The 14925-nt window shown below is 65.8% G+C and carries 16 protein-coding genes; 13 read left to right on the forward strand and 3 right to left on the reverse strand.

Annotation, left to right across the window (positions count from 1 at the left end; all coding sequences use genetic code 11):
- Positions 1 to 104: 104 nt before the first annotated feature.
- Positions 105 to 1280 (reverse strand): acyl-CoA dehydrogenase family protein, encoded by a 1176-nt coding sequence (locus AB0876_RS26995; RefSeq protein WP_448448003.1) that lies wholly within the window; start codon positions 1278 to 1280, stop codon positions 105 to 107.
- A complete protein-coding gene (locus AB0876_RS27000) occupies positions 1281 to 2285 on the reverse strand; it encodes an acyl-CoA dehydrogenase family protein (RefSeq protein ID WP_526043383.1) in 1005 nt (334 codons plus the stop codon).
- 338 nt (positions 2286 to 2623) lie between these two features.
- Here AB0876_RS27000 and AB0876_RS27005 point away from each other — a divergent pair, with 338 nt between their 5' ends.
- Genes AB0876_RS27005 through AB0876_RS27020 form a run of 4 tightly spaced genes read left to right on the forward strand, consistent with a single transcriptional unit; the run spans position 2624 to position 6209 of the window.
- Positions 2624 to 3685: an amidohydrolase family protein gene (locus AB0876_RS27005; RefSeq protein WP_110777671.1), complete on the forward strand. Its 1062-nt coding sequence runs from the start codon at positions 2624 to 2626 to the stop codon at positions 3683 to 3685.
- Positions 3686 to 3709: 24 nt separating this feature from the next.
- Positions 3710 to 4852 (forward strand): amidohydrolase family protein, encoded by a 1143-nt coding sequence (locus tag AB0876_RS27010; protein ID WP_499048320.1) that lies wholly within the window; start codon positions 3710 to 3712, stop codon positions 4850 to 4852.
- Positions 4852 to 5283, forward strand: coding sequence for a Rieske (2Fe-2S) protein (locus AB0876_RS27015; RefSeq protein WP_064884083.1), 432 nt, complete (start codon positions 4852 to 4854; stop codon positions 5281 to 5283). Before AB0876_RS27010 ends, AB0876_RS27015 begins: the two co-directional genes overlap by 1 nt.
- On the forward strand, positions 5280 to 6209 hold the full coding sequence (locus tag AB0876_RS27020; protein ID WP_498883395.1) for an alpha/beta fold hydrolase: 930 nt from the start codon (positions 5280 to 5282) through the stop codon (positions 6207 to 6209). The genes AB0876_RS27015 and AB0876_RS27020 overlap by 4 nt, the downstream gene beginning before the upstream one ends.
- A 19-nt stretch (positions 6210 to 6228) precedes the next feature.
- Here AB0876_RS27020 and AB0876_RS27025 read toward each other — a convergent pair whose 3' ends face one another.
- Positions 6229 to 6702 carry a hypothetical protein gene (locus tag AB0876_RS27025; RefSeq protein ID WP_448447993.1) on the reverse strand — a complete coding sequence of 158 codons (474 nt, stop codon included), beginning with the start codon at positions 6700 to 6702 and terminating at the stop codon, positions 6229 to 6231.
- 33 nt (positions 6703 to 6735) lie between these two features.
- Here AB0876_RS27025 and AB0876_RS27030 point away from each other — a divergent pair, with 33 nt between their 5' ends.
- The 9 genes from AB0876_RS27030 to AB0876_RS27070 all read left to right on the forward strand — a co-directional run bounded on the left by AB0876_RS27030 (position 6736) and on the right by AB0876_RS27070 (position 14828).
- Entirely contained in the window at positions 6736 to 8025 is a 1290-nt protein-coding gene (locus AB0876_RS27030) for an NADH-ubiquinone oxidoreductase-F iron-sulfur binding region domain-containing protein (RefSeq protein ID WP_526043384.1), read from the forward strand.
- Positions 8022 to 8243, forward strand: a complete 222-nt coding sequence (locus AB0876_RS27035) for a ferredoxin (RefSeq protein WP_526043385.1) — start codon at positions 8022 to 8024, stop codon at positions 8241 to 8243. The genes AB0876_RS27030 and AB0876_RS27035 overlap by 4 nt, the downstream gene beginning before the upstream one ends.
- Positions 8244 to 8336: 93 nt before the next feature.
- Entirely contained in the window at positions 8337 to 9992 is a 1656-nt protein-coding gene (locus tag AB0876_RS27040; RefSeq protein ID WP_526043386.1) for a thiolase C-terminal domain-containing protein, read from the forward strand.
- A gap of 47 nt (positions 9993 to 10039) precedes the next feature.
- On the forward strand, positions 10040 to 10900 hold the full coding sequence (locus tag AB0876_RS27045) for an alpha/beta fold hydrolase (protein ID WP_526043453.1): 861 nt from the start codon (positions 10040 to 10042) through the stop codon (positions 10898 to 10900).
- Positions 10900 to 11718 (forward strand): NAD(P)-dependent oxidoreductase, encoded by an 819-nt coding sequence (locus tag AB0876_RS27050; protein ID WP_055115937.1) that lies wholly within the window; start codon positions 10900 to 10902, stop codon positions 11716 to 11718. The genes AB0876_RS27045 and AB0876_RS27050 overlap by 1 nt, the downstream gene beginning before the upstream one ends.
- On the forward strand, positions 11718 to 12506 hold the full coding sequence (locus AB0876_RS27055) for an NAD(P)-dependent oxidoreductase (RefSeq protein WP_526043387.1): 789 nt from the start codon (positions 11718 to 11720) through the stop codon (positions 12504 to 12506). The genes AB0876_RS27050 and AB0876_RS27055 overlap by 1 nt, the downstream gene beginning before the upstream one ends.
- 149 nt (positions 12507 to 12655) lie before the next feature.
- Entirely contained in the window at positions 12656 to 13858 is a 1203-nt protein-coding gene (locus tag AB0876_RS27060) for a cytochrome P450 (RefSeq protein WP_463794299.1), read from the forward strand.
- Positions 13858 to 14058, forward strand: a complete 201-nt coding sequence (locus AB0876_RS27065) for a ferredoxin (RefSeq protein WP_526043388.1) — start codon at positions 13858 to 13860, stop codon at positions 14056 to 14058. The genes AB0876_RS27060 and AB0876_RS27065 overlap by 1 nt, the downstream gene beginning before the upstream one ends.
- Positions 14059 to 14060: 2 nt before the next feature.
- A complete protein-coding gene (locus tag AB0876_RS27070; protein WP_526043389.1) occupies positions 14061 to 14828 on the forward strand; it encodes an alpha/beta fold hydrolase in 768 nt (255 codons plus the stop codon).
- The last annotated feature ends 97 nt before the right edge of the window (positions 14829 to 14925 follow it).

Consider the following 14925-nt stretch of genomic DNA (forward strand, 5'->3'; position numbering starts at 1 on the left):
CGAATCGATCACCTCGCATTTGTCACGCTGGAGTGACTCCCGGGCTCGAAAGCCACTCCAGCGTGACAGCGCAGGTATGACGACGCGAATTTGCGCCATGCGCCTCAGCGGCGGGGCAACCCCAGCACCTGGGTGGCGATGATGTTGCGCTGAATCTCCGAAGTCCCACCGGCGATGGTGCCGCCGAAACTCCTTGCATAGCGCTCGAACCAGCTCGCGAAGTAGTGGTCGAGATTCATGTGCTCGTACGGGCCCGACGTGGTGGGGTGGATCAACCCGTCGGGGCCGGCCGCGGTCAGCGCGTTCTCGAACGCATTGCGCTCGGCCTCGGAACCGAAGAGCTTGAGCACCGACACAGAGGCGGTGTCCGCTTCGCCACGTGAGGCCTTGGCCAGCGCCGCAGATCCCATGGCGCGCAAGGCCTGATAGTCCATGATCGTAGTGGCGTACTGGTCGCGCTCCAGCTCGGTCTTGGGCTGGAAGTCGGCCAGCATGTTGTCGATCCGGTCGGCGAAACCGAGCCACATCATGGTGCGCTCGTGACCGAGCGATCCGTTGGCCACTCCCCAGCCGCCGTTGAGCGGACCGACCAAGTTCTCGGCCGGCACCCGGGCGTCTGTGAAGAAGACCTCGTTGAAGTCGAGGTTCTCCTCGCCCGTCATGTCGGCGAACGGCCGGCACACCACCCCGGGGGTGTCCGTCGGGATGATCAGCACGCTGATTCCCTTGTGCTTCGGCGCATCCGGGTCGGTACGCACGAACGTCAGCAAGAAATCGGCGTCGTGCGCGCCCGAGGTCCAGACCTTCTGTCCGTTGACGACGAAATGGTCACCATCGAGGACAGCCCGGGTGCGCAACGACGCGAGGTCAGAACCCGCACTCGGCTCGCTCATCCCCAGTGAGGCAGTCTTCTCACCGCGCAGCACCGGTACCGCCCAGCGGTGCTTCTGCTCGTCGGAGCCAAATGTCAGCAGTGATGCCGCAATGATGTTGACGCCCTGCGGGTTGAAGCTGTGGTAGATCCGGCGACGGCACAGCTCGTCGAGGTGGACGAAGGTCTGCACCACCGAAGCGTTGCGTCCACCGAACTCAGGCGGCTGGGCCGGAAGCAAATAGCCGTTGTCGAAGAGCAGCCGCTGCCAATCGCGGGCCCATTGCGGCATGTGCGAGACCGAACGGGGCCGCTCCAAGGTGTCGGCCTCCGACGGCAGGTTCGCATCGAGGAACGCGGAGAACTCGGCGCGGAACTCCTCGACGTCGGAATCGTATGTCAGCTGCATTTACAGTCCCCTGTAGGTCGTGCGGTACTCAGCGGCGATCACGCCTCGGTGCTCGGCAGCGCCGCCCAGCAGCAGCTCGCCGGCCTTGGCCCGCTTGAGCGCAAACTGCACGTCGTTCTCCCATGTGAAACCCATCCCACCGAACAACTGCACACCGTGGCGGAACACCACGGTCTGGCACTCCCCGGCGGCCGCCTTGGCCATCCTCGCCGCCAGTCGACGGCGCGGGTCATCGGCGGCGATGGTCAGTGCGGCGAAATACGCCAGCGCGCGGGCCCGCTCAATCGCCACGTGCATGTCGACAGCCTTGTGCTGCACGGCCTGGAAAGACCCGATCGCCACCCCGAACTGCTGCCGCTGCTTCACATGGTCGAGCACGAGGTCGAGCGCCCGCTGACAGGCGCCGACCATGGTGATGGCCATCCCGGTCAGAGCCAGATGGTGTGCCTTCTCGATGTCGACGTGCAGGCGGTCCGTGTCATCGACAAGAACGTTGTCGAATGACACCTCGGCCACGTGCAACACCGGATCGAACACCGCGCTGCGCTTGGCGGAAACCTGAGCCCCGTCGACCAGGAACACACCACCGTCGGTCACCACGGCGAGGTTCTGGGCGCGGTCGCCGTCGAGGACGTGATGGGCGGTTCCCGTCAGCACCCAGCCGGTGGCATCCCGGTTGGCCGCCACACCGCGGTAGACCGCAGTGCCGGCCCGAGCCGCGTCGAAGCGATCCCCCGCCAGAGGTGCGTATTGCGTCATGGTCGCCAGGTAGGGAGTCAGATCGGTGGCCCGACCGAGTTCTTCGAGCACGATCGCCAACTCGACGGCGTTCTCCGAGTCGGTGAGCTCGGTCCAGCCCTGGTCGATGTAGCTCTGCCACAGCGGTGTCGGATCGACACCCTGCTCGGCCACCTCACGGACCAGCGTGGCCGGGCACTGTTTGGTCACCGCATCGCGCACGGTTTCCTGCCATAGCCGCTGATCGGCATCGAATTCGAGTAGCACCCGCCGCCTCCTGCTGCACTGTCACGTCCGGACGAGAATATCATTCTCTTTCTATGTTGTGACATTCTCCTCTGGCAAGTGGCCGTTCTCGGAAACCCACCGCTAGGCGACCGACCAGCACCGCAGCTACCTGCACGTAAGCCCTGCCGTCATCCGAGAACTATGTTCTTGCAATAGAAGAATATGGATCTAGACTGGCGATACGGTCCGGCGTGAAAAGCACGTCGCCCATCGCGGTGTGCACAGCTCGTTTCCGGACGGAACATCGGAGGACAGTCTTGGCGATCAACAACCCTGCACAACCTGGCAGTGCGCGAACGCCGGTTATCGACGCGAGCGTGCATGTCTTCTTCGGTTCGAACAAAGACCTGCGGCAGAACTTCCTGAAAGAGCCGTTCGCCAGTCGCGGCTTCCCCGATTACGAGATGAACTGGTACGGCGCACCCGGTGGCGAGTACGCCAAGGGCACCAAGGGGCCCGATCGCCAGTACCCGGGCTCCGATCCCGACATCGCCGCGCAGCATCTGTTCATCGACCGCGGCGTCGACATCGCGGTTCTGCACCCGATGACCCGCGGCATCATGCCCGACCGTCACCTCGGAACCGCTCTGGCGGCCGCGCACAACGCGATGATGGTGACCCGCTGGCTTGAGCACCCCGAGCACGGTGAGCGGTTCCGCGGCACCATCCGGGTCAACCCGGACGACATCGTCGGCGCCTTGCGCGAGATCGACAAGTACAAGGACCACCCGCGCGTGGTGCAGATCGGCATCCCGATGCAGTCGCGCGAACTGTATGGCAAGCCGCAGTTCTGGCCGTTGTGGGACGCGGCCGCCGCCGCCGGTCTGCCGGTGGCGGTGCACATCGAGGGCGGGGCGGGTATCCAGTTCGCGCCCACCCCGTCGGGCAAGACCAGGACCTATGAGCAGTACCTGGGTTTCATGGCGCTCAACTACATCTATCACCTGATGAACATGATCGCCGAGGGCGTGTTCGAGCGGACGCCGACACTGAAGTTCGTCTGGGCCGACGGCGCCGCAGATCTGTTGACCCCGTTCATGTGGCGGATGGACTGCTTCGGCCGTCCCCACCTCGAGCAGACCCCGTGGGCGCCCAAGATGCCCAGCGACTATCTGCCCGGCCACGTCTACTTCGTTCAGGGCGCCCTCGACGGGCCCGGCGACACCGAGTTCGCCGGCGAGTGGTTGAGCTTCACCGGTAAGGAAGACATGGTGATGTACGGCTCCAGCTATCCACACTGGCAGCTCAACGAACCGGAGATCCCGAGTGCGTTCAGCCCCGAACAACGCGACAAGTTGTTGTGGCGCAACGCCGCAGAGCTTTACGGGCTAGAGGATGCGGTTGCATCCGGTTCGGCGTCCGCAGTTGCGGCGCAGTAGGTATTCGAGGGAGGCACAGCACAGATGACCGTCACAACCAACCCCCGGGTGCCTGCAGCCGAGCGGATTGCAGTCCGGTGCGTCGACTCCGACGTACACCCCATGCCGCGCCGCGGTGAGCTGATCGAGTACATCCCCGAGCCATGGCGCAGTAAGTATTTCCTGAGCCACAAGGTCGGCGAGCAGATCTACTACGACGCGCCGGATTACGCACACGCCTATGCCATGCGAGTGGACGCTTTCCCTCCCGACGGTGAATTCGCCTGCAGCGATCCGGATATGGCGCTGCGTCAGCTCATCATGGAGGCCGGCTCCGACATCGCCATCCTCGAACCAACACACTCCGAGCACCGACTGGGCGAGGCCACCGCGGCCTACTGCACCGCGGTCAACCTATGGCTGGCCAATCACTGGCTGGATGGTCACAACAACTGGCACGAGCGCTGGCGGGGGTCCATCTGTGTCGCCATCGAGGAGCCGCAGACCGCGGTGGCCGAGATCGAGCAGTGGGCCGAACACCCCTATATGGCCCAGGTTCTGATGAAGGCTGAGCCCCGCCCGTCGTGGGGTGACCCGAAGTACGACCCGATCTGGGCCGCAGCGACCAAGCACGACATCACGGTGAGCTGCCACCTGTCCCGCGGCGAGTACGAGACGCTGCCGACACCGCCGGTGGGGCTGCCCAGCTACAACCACGACTTCATGGTCAGCTACTCGCTGTTGGCGGCCAACCAGGTGATGAGCCTGATCTTCGACGGGGTTTTCGACCGGTTCCCGACGCTGCGCATCGTGTTCGTCGAGCATGCATTCACCTGGATCCTGCCGCTGATGTGGCGGATGGATGCCATCTACGCAGCCCGCAAGGGTTGGATGGACATCAAGCGCAAGCCCAGTGAATACGTCAAGGACCACATCAAGTTCACCACCCAGCCGCTGGATTACCCCGAGGACAAGACCGAACTGTCCCGGGCATTCGAGTGGATGGAGTGCGAGAAGATCCTGCTGTATTCCAGCGATTACCCGCACTGGACGTTCGACGACCCGCGCTGGCTGGTCAAGCATCTGCCCGAGCACGCCCGCGAGCCCATCATGTTCCGCAACGGCATCCAGACCTACAAGTTGCCCGAGACTGTTCCGGTCCTCGAGGGACAGGCCCGGGTGTTCTGATGATTCCGGAGGGCAGAAGCGAAGCGACCGGGGAATCTGTGCAGCAGCCCGAGAAGCGCCCCCGACTCGCGCAGGGACGCGAGCATGTCGTCGCCACCGTCGACGAAATCCCGCCGGGCACGCACAAACTCGTACCGATCGGCCGTCACGGCGTCGGCGTGTACAACGTCAACGGCACGTTCTATGCCATCGCCAACTACTGCCCCCACGAGGGTGGTCCGCTGTGCTCGGGGCGCGCCCGGGGCCGCACTGTGGTCGACGAGAAGGTGCCCGGCGACGCGGTGATGGTGCGCGACAAGGAGTACATCTACTGCCCCTGGCACCAATGGGGTTTCGAGTTGGCAACCGGCACCACCGCGGTGAAGCCGGAATGGAGTATCCGTACCTACCCGGTCCGTGTGGTTGGAGATGATGTGTTGGTGATGGCATGAGCGAGCTTGCGAGCGAATCAACGGATCTGGCGGTGACTCGTCCACTCAAGCCGGGCGAGAAGACCATGGAGGTCAACGGCGGCAACGTCGTCTACGAAATTCTTGGCGACAAGGGCGATTTCATCGCGCTGACTCCCGGCGGCCGGTTCAGCAAGGACATTCCGGGCCTGCGGCCGTTGGCCGAGGCCCTCGTCGAGGGCGGCTACCGGGTGCTGCTGTGGGACCGGCCGAACTGCGGCAGGTCGGACGTGCAGTTCTACGGGCAGAGCGAATCGCACATGCGGGCCGAGACGCTGTACCACCTGATCACCGGCCTGGACATCGGGCCGTGCTTCATCCTCGGTGGCTCCGGTGGTGCGCGGGACTCGATGCTGACCACCATGCTTTATCCCGAGATCGTGCGAAAGCTGGTGGTGTGGAACATCGTCGGCGGGGTGTACGGGTCGTTCGTACTCGGCGGCCACTACGTGACTCCGAGCATCCTGGCCGTGCGCGGGCTCGGGATCGAGGGGCTGCTGAACGTGCCGGAATGGCGTGAGCGGATCGCCGAAAACCCGGCCAACAGACAACGCCTGCTCGACCTCGACGCCGACGAGTTCCTCAAGGTCATGCTGCGCTGGCTCAACGCGTTCGTGTCGAAACCCGGACAGACCATTCCAGGTGTTCCCGACGAGATGTTCGACAACATCACCGTGCCCACCCTGATCATTCGTGGTGGCGAGAACGACTGGGATCATCCCAAGCGCACCTCGCTTGAAGTGAGTTGTCTGATCAAGGGTTCCGAGCTGATCGATCCCCCCTGGCCCGAGGACGCCTGGGAGCGTGCGGGCGAGAGGTTCGCCCAAAGCGGCGGTAAGACGTTCTGCCTGTTCGATACCTGGGTGCAAGCTGCGCCGGCGATCATCGACTTCCTGAGGTCCTCGTGACGCCGGTGCCGCCGTACCGTCACACCGTCCGGATGTGCACCTCGCAGTTCAACGAAGCCTCGAGAGCGGTGTGGACGCGGCTTTCCGGGATGCGGGCCAGATCGGCTTTGTCCAGGGTCACCGTCACGACATCCCAGCCTTCACCATCGACCGATCGAACGATGTCGCCCGACAAGCCGAACCCGGCAAGCACACCCCGGACATCCTCATCGGTGCCGCGGCTGACGAATGTGACCACCCCGGCCGCGGGACTGGTGCCAAAGGCCTTGGCGCACAGCTCCATCGCGATGGCCTGTAACTCTGGTGCGTCGTTGCCGGCGATCAGCACCTCGACCTCGCGGCGATGGGCGGGCAGTTCGGCGAGCTGGTTGTCCAGCACCTCGGCGCCCCGGTCTCCCAGCAACTCACGAAGCGTTGCCATGCCGTCGGACAGCTGTTCCGCGCCGAGCTCACCAGCCGGGTCGACTCCGACGCGCACCACCGCAGTTCTCATGCCGGTAAGCCTAACCGGGGACGGGATGTAACCATGACAGCCGAACTCAGCGTCGCGGTATGGCCGGGAATCACCCCGCGTCTGCTCCGCGACCGGCCGGAGAGCTTAGTGGAGTACCAGCAGTCCGGAGGCTATGGTGCCCTTGCCGATCCAGATCACCTACTGGCCGAGGTGCACGCCAGCGGGCTGCTGGGCCGGGGTGGCGCGGCCTTTCCGTTGGCGGTGAAACTGCAGACGGTGCGCGCCAACGGGCGGGACGCGTCGGGCACGGTAGTGATCGCCAACGGCGAAGAGGGCGAGCCGGCCTCGATCAAAGATCGCTGGTTGCTGCGCAACCGCCCACATGTCGTGCTGGACGGTCTCCGGCTCGCTGCCGGGATTGTCGGCGCCGACCGCGCCGTGGTGTACGTATCGGATTCGGCGGCAGCCGACAGTGTTGAGCTGGCGCTCGACGAAAGCCCGCGTGAACGGGACGGTGTGATAATCGAATTACTCACCGTCGCACCGGGTTACGTCGCTGGCGAGGAAACTGCGGCGGTGCACGTGGTCAACGGCGGACCGGCCAAGCCGACCGACAAACCCCCACGCCCTTTCGAGGAAGGGGTGGACGGGAAGCCGACACTGATCAGCAATGTCGAGACGCTGGCCCACCTGGCCTACCTCCACCAGCACGGCGCGAGGGCGTTCCGGGAGTTGGGCACCGAGGCTTCACCGGGAACCTTCCTGGCCACGATCACCGGTGCCGGACGAGCACCCGCACTGTACGAATTGCCGCACGGTATCGCGTTCGCGGATCTGCTGACACTGCACGGGGTATCCCCCGACAACGTCCGCGGAGCCTTGATGGGTGGGTACTTCGCCGGGCTGGTCAACCGCGACATCGTGGGAGCCACACTGGATCACGAGTCAGTGCGGGCGTTGAACAGCGGGCTGGGCTGCGGCGCGATCGGCATCCTCACGGACGAGTGTCCGGTGGCGGTCGCCGCGTCGGTGCTGGCCTACTTCGACCGCGAGAACGCCGGCCAGTGCGGGTCGTGCTTCAACGGGACGGCCGCGATGGCCGCGGTTGCCGTCGGACTTCGCGACGGCAACGCCACCCAGGATGATCTCGATCGGCTCAAGCGGTGGTCGGTGGTGCTGCGGGGCCGCGGCGCCTGCGCGACGCTCGACGGCGCGGCCAATGTGGCAGCCAGCCTGCTGGCCCAGTTCCCCGATGTGGTGCAGCGCCACCTCGAAAATGGCTGTCAGACCTGCCGTTCCGGCGCTTTCACCGCTGCACGGCCGTACGAAGTGGAGTCCCTGGAGGCGGTGGTGGCGGTATGAAGGTCAAGCTCGATCGCACGCTGTGCGATGGCTTCGGATTGTGCGCCAAGCACGCACCGGAGTACTTCCCCCTCGACGACTGGGGCTACGCCTCACTTCAAGGCGACGGCAACATCCCCGCAGCCGACGAGGACGCGGTCCGACGTGCCCTGCTGGACTGCCCCGTGCACGCGATCATCGAGTTGAAGGAAACGCGGACAGAGCGCGAGGCGGGTTGACCCGGCTCGGATGCGTAGAGGCTGGATCACCGATCCCGGAAACTGGTAACGTGATTCTCCACACAGAATAACCCGCTTACCACCGGAGTCGAGTTGTCACAGATACCGGGACGTCCGCTCCCGACGGTCACCACGCTCAACGAGTACTTCTGGACCGCGGGCGCCGACGGGGTGCTGCGAATCCAGGAGTGCCAGGACTGCAGCGCCCTCATCCACCCGCCACAGCCGGTCTGCCGGTACTGCCGTAGCCGCAACATGGGCGTGCGGGACGTGTCCGGGCGCGGATCGCTCGCCGGGTTCACGGTCAACCACCGTTTCGGGTTCCCGGATCTGCCGCCGCCGTACGTGGTGGCCGAGGTGGCCATCGCCGAGGATCCCCGCGTCCGACTGACGACCAACATCGTCGACTGCGATTCCGAGGACCTCAAGCTCGGGATGCCCGTCGAGGTCGAATTCCAGCAGATCGAGGATGTCTGGCTGCCGGTGTTCAAGCCGTCGTCGGACACCACCTCAACCCCGTCGGTCGCCGAACCCGTCGCGCCCCAGGACGTCGCCAAGTACGTCCGGCCGATGCTGACCAAGGAGAAATTCGAGGATCACTCGGCCATCACCGGCATCGGGATGTCCAAGATCGGTCGTCGACAGATGGTGCCGCCCCTGGCGCTCACGATCGACGCCGCCGAAAAAGCGGTCGCCGATGCGGGTTTGACGTTCGACGACATCGACGGGCTTTCCACCTACCCGGGTCTGGCCATCGCCGGTATGGGCGAAGGCGGCGTGAGCGCCCTGGAGGGCGCACTCGGGCTCCGGCCGACCTGGATCAACGGCGGCATGGACACCTTCGGTCCGGGTGGCTCGGTGATCGCGGCCATGATGGCCGTGGCCACCGGCATGGCACGCCACGTGCTGTGCTTCCGCACACTGTGGGAGGCGACCTTCGGCCAGCTGGTCAAGGAGGGCAAGATGTCCCCTCCGATGGGTGGCCGCAGCGACAACTGGCAGCATCCGTTCGGGTCCACCTCGGCGGCACACACGTTGGCGCAGAACGCCGGCCGTCACTTCGACCGGTACGGCACCACTCGCGAGACCCTCGGCTGGATCGCGCTCAATCAGCGCGCCAATGCCGCGCTGAACCCGACCGCCATCTACCGCGATCCGCTGACCATGGACGACTACCTGTCGGCCCGCATGATCACGACGCCGTTCGGCCTCTACGACTGCGACGTGCCGTGTGACGGTGCGGTGGCCGTCATCGTCTCGGCTGTGGACGCCGCGCGTGATCTGGCCAAGCCGCCGATCCTGTTCGAGGCCGTCGGCACCCAGATCATCGAACGACTCGACTGGGACCAGACCACACTCACCCACGAGCCTCAGGTGCTGGGTCAGAGTGCACATATGTGGTCGCGAACCTCGTTGCGGCCCAGCGATGTCGATGTGGCCGAGCTCTACGACGGGTTCAGCTTCAACTGCCTGTCCTGGCTGGAGGGGCTGGGCTTCTGCGGCATCGGCGAGGCCAAGGACTTCCTCGACGGCGGTCACAACATCGCCCGCGACGGCATCATCCCGCTCAACACCCACGGCGGTCAGCTCTCGCACGGCCGTACCCACGGCATGGGGCTGATCCACGAGGCCGTCACGCAGTTGCGCGGCGAGGCCGGCGAACGCCAGGTCAAGGATGCGCGCGTCGCCGTGGCCAGCAGCGGCGGCCTGACCCCCAGTGGTGTGCTGCTCATGCGCAGGGACGACTAGCCGTGACGTCGACGGCGAGCAAGGCCGATCCGCACCCCAGAGTGGTGATGGTCGACGGTGTCCCGATGTCAGCCCTGGTCGCCGAGTCCCCCGACCCGCGCGCCGTCGTCGTCGCATTGCACGGTGGCGCCACCACGTCGGCCTACTTCGACTGCCCCGGCCACCCGGGGCTGTCCCTGTTGCGGACCGCAGTCGGCCAGGGGTACACCGTGATCGCGCTGGACCGCCCCGGCTACGGTGCATCGGCGGCCTACCCGGACGCCATGGCACGACCCGAACAGCGGGCCGCGTTGGCGTTCGGGGCAATCCAGCGGATCACCGGTACGGCTGACCTGTTCGTCCTCGGCCATTCGATGGGCTGTGAGCTGGCCCTGCACCTGGCCGTCCAGCGGCCCGAAGTGCTCGGTGTATCCCTGGCCGGCACCGGCCGTCGGTATCACCCTGCCGCTCAGGCGTTGCTCAAGGACGCCTCACCAGTGAACCGGCCGCGTGGTCTGCGCGAGCTGCTGTGGGAACCGGCCCGGCTCTATCCGCCGGATGTGATCGGCGCCGGACTGTCGGCGGGCGGCACCGCCTACGAGGGCGATGTCGTCAAAACCTGGTCACGGCAGGAGTTTCCGGCACTGGCCGGGCAGACCACCGTTCCCGTGCAGTTCCTCGCCGGCGAGTACGAGAACGTCTGGGAGTCCGATGCCGAGGCACTGGCCGGGATCGCTGCGATGTTCACCGTCTCGCCGCGGGTAGAGACCGGCGAACTGGCCGACAGCGGACACAATCTCAGCGTGGGACTGACCGCCGATACCTATCACCGCAAGGTGCTGTCGTTCGCCGATGAGTGCGTGGCCAACCGTGGCCCCGAGCCGGCGAAAGGCACTGTGAATACCGAACTGGAAGTGGAGGCAGGTTGATGCGAGTCGGATTTATCGGGCTGGGCAGCCAGGGGGCGCCGATGGCGCGGCGGATCGTGGAAGGCGGGTTCGAGACCACCCTCTGGGCCCGGCGCCCGGCGTCGCTGGAACCCTTCGCCGACACCGGCGCCAAGACCGCGGGCTCCCCCGCCGAACTGGCTGCCGCCAGCGATCTGGTCTGCCTGTGCGTCGTGGGCGACGACGACGTCCGTCAGGTGCTCGACGGCGAGACGGGCGTGCTGGCCGGACTGGCCCCGGGCGGCGTCATCGCCATTCACTCGACCGTGCACCCCGACACCTGCCGCGAGCTTGCGGAAAAGGCTGCCGCCCAGGGAATCACCGTCATCGACGCCCCGGTGAGCGGTGGCGAGCCCGCTGCCTCCGCCGGCACTCTGCTGGTGATGGTCGGCGGCGACGAGGAGGTCGTCGAGCGCGTGCGTCCAGTGTTCGCCACCTACGCCGACCCGATCGTGCACCTGGGCGGCGTCGGCGCCGGCCAGGTCGCCAAGATCCTCAACAACCTGCTGTTCAGCGCCAACCTGGGCGCGGCCATGAGCGCGCTGGAACTCGGTGAGGCACTGGGAGTTCCGCGTCAGGCACTGTGCGAAGTGATCTCGCGCGGTTCGGCCACCAGCAAGGCGCTCAACAGCATCGCGATGTTCGGCGGGACGCTGGACAACCTGGCACCGATCGCCGGCGCGCTGCTGCAGAAGGACTGCAGGCATGCCGCCAGCCTGGCCGACGATGCCTCAGCTCCCCAGGGGGCAGTGTTTGATGCCGCCGACAACGCCCTGGCCATCATGAACCATCCCCGCTGATGCGCGTCGGTTTCATCGGAGCAGGCCGGATGGGCGCACCGATGGTGCGCCGCCTGGCGGGTGCCGGGCACCAGGTACGGGTGCTGGGCCGTGACGACGAAAAGCGCGCTGCGGTGGCCGAACTCGGCGCCGACCCGGTGAGCTCACCACTAGCGGCGGTCACGGGCGCCGACGTGACGATCGTCTGTGTGTTCACCGATGATCAGGTCTGGGACCTCTGCCCAAGCCTGATCGACGAGATGCCGGACGGGTCGGTGCTCGTGCTGCACACCACCGGCAGCCCTCGCACCGCCGAGGCCCTCGCCGAGCGCGGGGCCGCGCGGGGCATCGCCGTCGTCGACGCTCCGGTCAGCGGCGGACCGCATGACATCGCGGCCGGCACCGTCACGGTGTTCGCGGGTGGTGACGCCGACGCGATAGCCCGCGCCCGTGAGGTGCTGACGGCCTATGCCGATCCGGTACTGCACGTCGGCCCGGTCGGTGCCGGGCAGCGGGTGAAGCTGGTGAACAACGCGCTGTTCGCCGCGCAGATCGGCGCCGTGGCCGAGGGAGTGCGCCTGGGCGATCGGCTTGGCATCGACGAGGCGACACTGCTGACCGCCCTCACGCACGGCAGTGCGGCAAGCCGCGCCCTCGGCGGTATCGCCGCCACCGGCTCGGCCGACGCCTTCATCGAGCGGGTCGGCGAATTCATCGGCAAAGACGTCGCCGTGGTGCGCAGGACAGCCTCTGAACTGGACAGCGACCTTGGCCGGCTCGAGGGACTCCTCGACGCCGCCATCAGGTGACCCACACGGACATCACGACCTGATCAGCACCTATTTTGTGCTTTTCAAACACTCTCAACAGAGTTACTGTTAGCGTTACAGTTCAACAGTTTCCCGTAACGTGTCACGAAACTTCCGGCCCAGCCCGCCGCGAAGGAGGAGCCAGCCAAATGACCAAGGCCCAGGTGATCTTCGATCCGTTCTCCGAGGAGTTCTTCAACAACCCGTTCGACATGTACCGCCGGATGCGCGAGGACGCACCGCTGTACTACAACGAGGACTCTGACTTCTATGCCCTGACAAGGCATGAGGACGTGTCGGCAGCATTGAAGGACCACGAGGCGTTCTCCTCGTCGCGTGGCTGCGATCTGGCCATGGTGCAGAGCGACGAACCGCCGCAGAAGTCGATCATCTTCATGGACCCACCCGATCACCGGCACATGCGCAGCCTGCTCAACAAGGCGTTCACCCCGCGCATGATCCAGTCTCAGCGCGAGACTGTCGTCGAACAGATCGACCATCACCTCAGCCTGATCGACTCCGACGAATTCGACGTGGTCCAGGATTTCTCGGGTCCGTTCCCTGTCGAGGTCATCACCCGGATGGCCGGCGTCGACCCGGAATACCGCCAGCAGGTCCGGCACTGGATCGACACCAGCCTGTCGCGTGAGCCAGGGCAGATCGGCTACTCCGAGGCCGGCATGCAGGCCAACATCGACACCGGCATCTACTACTACGGGCTGGTGCAGAAGCGCCGGGAAAACCCGCAGGACGACATGATCAGCCGGCTCATCGCCGCGGAGATCCCCGGCGAAGACGGCCAGATGCGTCGTCTCGACGACATCGAGATCACCGGCTTCGCCACCCTTCTCGGCGGCGCCGGCGCGGAAACCGTCACCAAGCTCGTCGGGACCGCGATGGTGCTCTTCGCCCGTAACCCCGAACAGTGGCAGAAGCTGCTCGACGACCGCGAGAAGGTCGGGGCCGCTGTCGAGGAGTTGCTGCGCTACGAGGGCCCGGTGCAGTACAACGTCCGCTACACCCTCAAAGAAGCCCACGTGCCCAGCGGCACCATTCCGGCGGGCAAGGCAGTCTTCCTGATCAGCGCCGCGGCCAACCGCGATCCCGATGCGTTCACCGATGCCGATACCTTCGACATCGAGCGCGACCGCACCGAGGCCCAGAACCTGGGGTTGGGCTACGGCATCCACAGCTGTCTGGGTGCGGCACTGGCCCGCATGGAGAGTGCGGTCGCGCTGGAGAAGCTGCTCGATTTCATGCCCCGCTATGAGGTGAAATGGGATGAGCTGCAACGGGTTCAAATGCAGAACGTGGCGGGTTATTCGCACGTGCCGGTAAGGGTGTTGAGGTGATGGCGAAAAAGGTTCACGTCGATTTCGAGATCTGCGAGAGCAACGCGGTCTGCATGGGGATCATCCCCGAGGTGTTCGATCTCGACGATCAGGATTACCTGCACATCCTTCAGGAGGACGTGACGCCAGATAACGAGGCACAGATCCGCGAAGCGGTTCGGCAGTGCCCCCGCCAGGCCATCTCGATCGTGGACGAGTAGGCGTGCGGTTCGTCTTCGTACACGGCGGCTTTCACGCCGCCTGGTGCTGGGAGCGCACCATCGCCGAGTTGCAGAATCTGGGTCATGACGGCGTCGCGGTGGATCTGCCCGGGCACGGCGCCCGGTTGGCCGAAGAGTCCACGCTGGCCAATCGGTGCGCCGCGATCCTCGACGTGATGCAGGCCGGAGATGTGCTCGTCGGACACTCTGGCGGCGGGTTCGACGCCACCCTCGCCGCAGACGCCGCACCGGAACTGGTGGGCCACATCGTGTACCTGGCCGCGGCGCTGCCCAGGGAGGGCCGCACGTATCCCGAGGCCATGGCCATGCGTTCGGCCGATGACGAGTTGGGCGGCGAGTTCGACGGTGACGTCGGCGAGATGCTGGGCTATCTGCATTTCGACGACGAAGGTGCGATGCACTTCGCCGACTTCGATGGAGCGTGGCGCTACTTCTACCACGACTGCGACGAGGCAACGGCCCGCTGGGCTTTCGAGCGTCTCGGGCCGGAGCGGTTCGGCGACACGACGGTCACGCCGGTGTCGGTGCCACAGTTCTGGGCCGCCGACCTCCCCCGCAGTTTCATCCGCTGCACCCAGGACCGCTCGATGCCGCAATGGCTCGCCGACACGGTGACCAAACGTCTCGGTGTCGAGCAACTCACGATCGACGCGTCGCACTCCCCGTTCCTGAGCCGGCCACGTGAGCTCGCCGAGCTGTTGGTGCACGCCACCACGACGACGCCGATCGGCGCACTGACGCCGGCTTAGGTTCCCCTGCCACTACGCCGTCTTCGACACCTGGGTCGCGTCGAGCGAAGAACCACGACCCCAGCGTCGAAATCGGCGGCCCGGCACGGGCCCGCGC

It is taken from the genome of Mycobacterium sp. NPDC049093 (assembly GCF_040704635.1).
Lineage (GTDB): Bacteria > Actinomycetota > Actinomycetes > Mycobacteriales > Mycobacteriaceae > Mycobacterium.

What these genes read in the sequence shown, in the direction of transcription:
- AB0876_RS26995 (WP_448448003.1), bottom strand. Translation starts at nt 1,280, where the DNA reads ATGCAGCTGACATACGATTCCGACGTCGAGGAGTTCCGCGCCGAGTTC.
- AB0876_RS27010 (WP_499048320.1), top strand. Translation starts at nt 3,710, where the DNA reads ATGACCGTCACAACCAACCCCCGGGTGCCTGCAGCCGAGCGGATTGCA.
- AB0876_RS27015 (WP_064884083.1), top strand. Translation starts at nt 4,852, where the DNA reads ATGATTCCGGAGGGCAGAAGCGAAGCGACCGGGGAATCTGTGCAGCAG.
- AB0876_RS27020 (WP_498883395.1), top strand. Translation starts at nt 5,280, where the DNA reads ATGAGCGAGCTTGCGAGCGAATCAACGGATCTGGCGGTGACTCGTCCA.
- AB0876_RS27025 (WP_448447993.1), bottom strand. Translation starts at nt 6,702, where the DNA reads ATGAGAACTGCGGTGGTGCGCGTCGGAGTCGACCCGGCTGGTGAGCTC.
- AB0876_RS27030 (WP_526043384.1), top strand. Translation starts at nt 6,736, where the DNA reads ATGACAGCCGAACTCAGCGTCGCGGTATGGCCGGGAATCACCCCGCGT.
- AB0876_RS27035 (WP_526043385.1), top strand. Translation starts at nt 8,022, where the DNA reads ATGAAGGTCAAGCTCGATCGCACGCTGTGCGATGGCTTCGGATTGTGC.
- AB0876_RS27045 (WP_526043453.1), top strand. Translation starts at nt 10,040, where the DNA reads ATGGTCGACGGTGTCCCGATGTCAGCCCTGGTCGCCGAGTCCCCCGAC.
- AB0876_RS27050 (WP_055115937.1), top strand. Translation starts at nt 10,900, where the DNA reads ATGCGAGTCGGATTTATCGGGCTGGGCAGCCAGGGGGCGCCGATGGCG.
- AB0876_RS27055 (WP_526043387.1), top strand. Translation starts at nt 11,718, where the DNA reads ATGCGCGTCGGTTTCATCGGAGCAGGCCGGATGGGCGCACCGATGGTG.
- AB0876_RS27060 (WP_463794299.1), top strand. Translation starts at nt 12,656, where the DNA reads ATGACCAAGGCCCAGGTGATCTTCGATCCGTTCTCCGAGGAGTTCTTC.
- AB0876_RS27065 (WP_526043388.1), top strand. Translation starts at nt 13,858, where the DNA reads ATGGCGAAAAAGGTTCACGTCGATTTCGAGATCTGCGAGAGCAACGCG.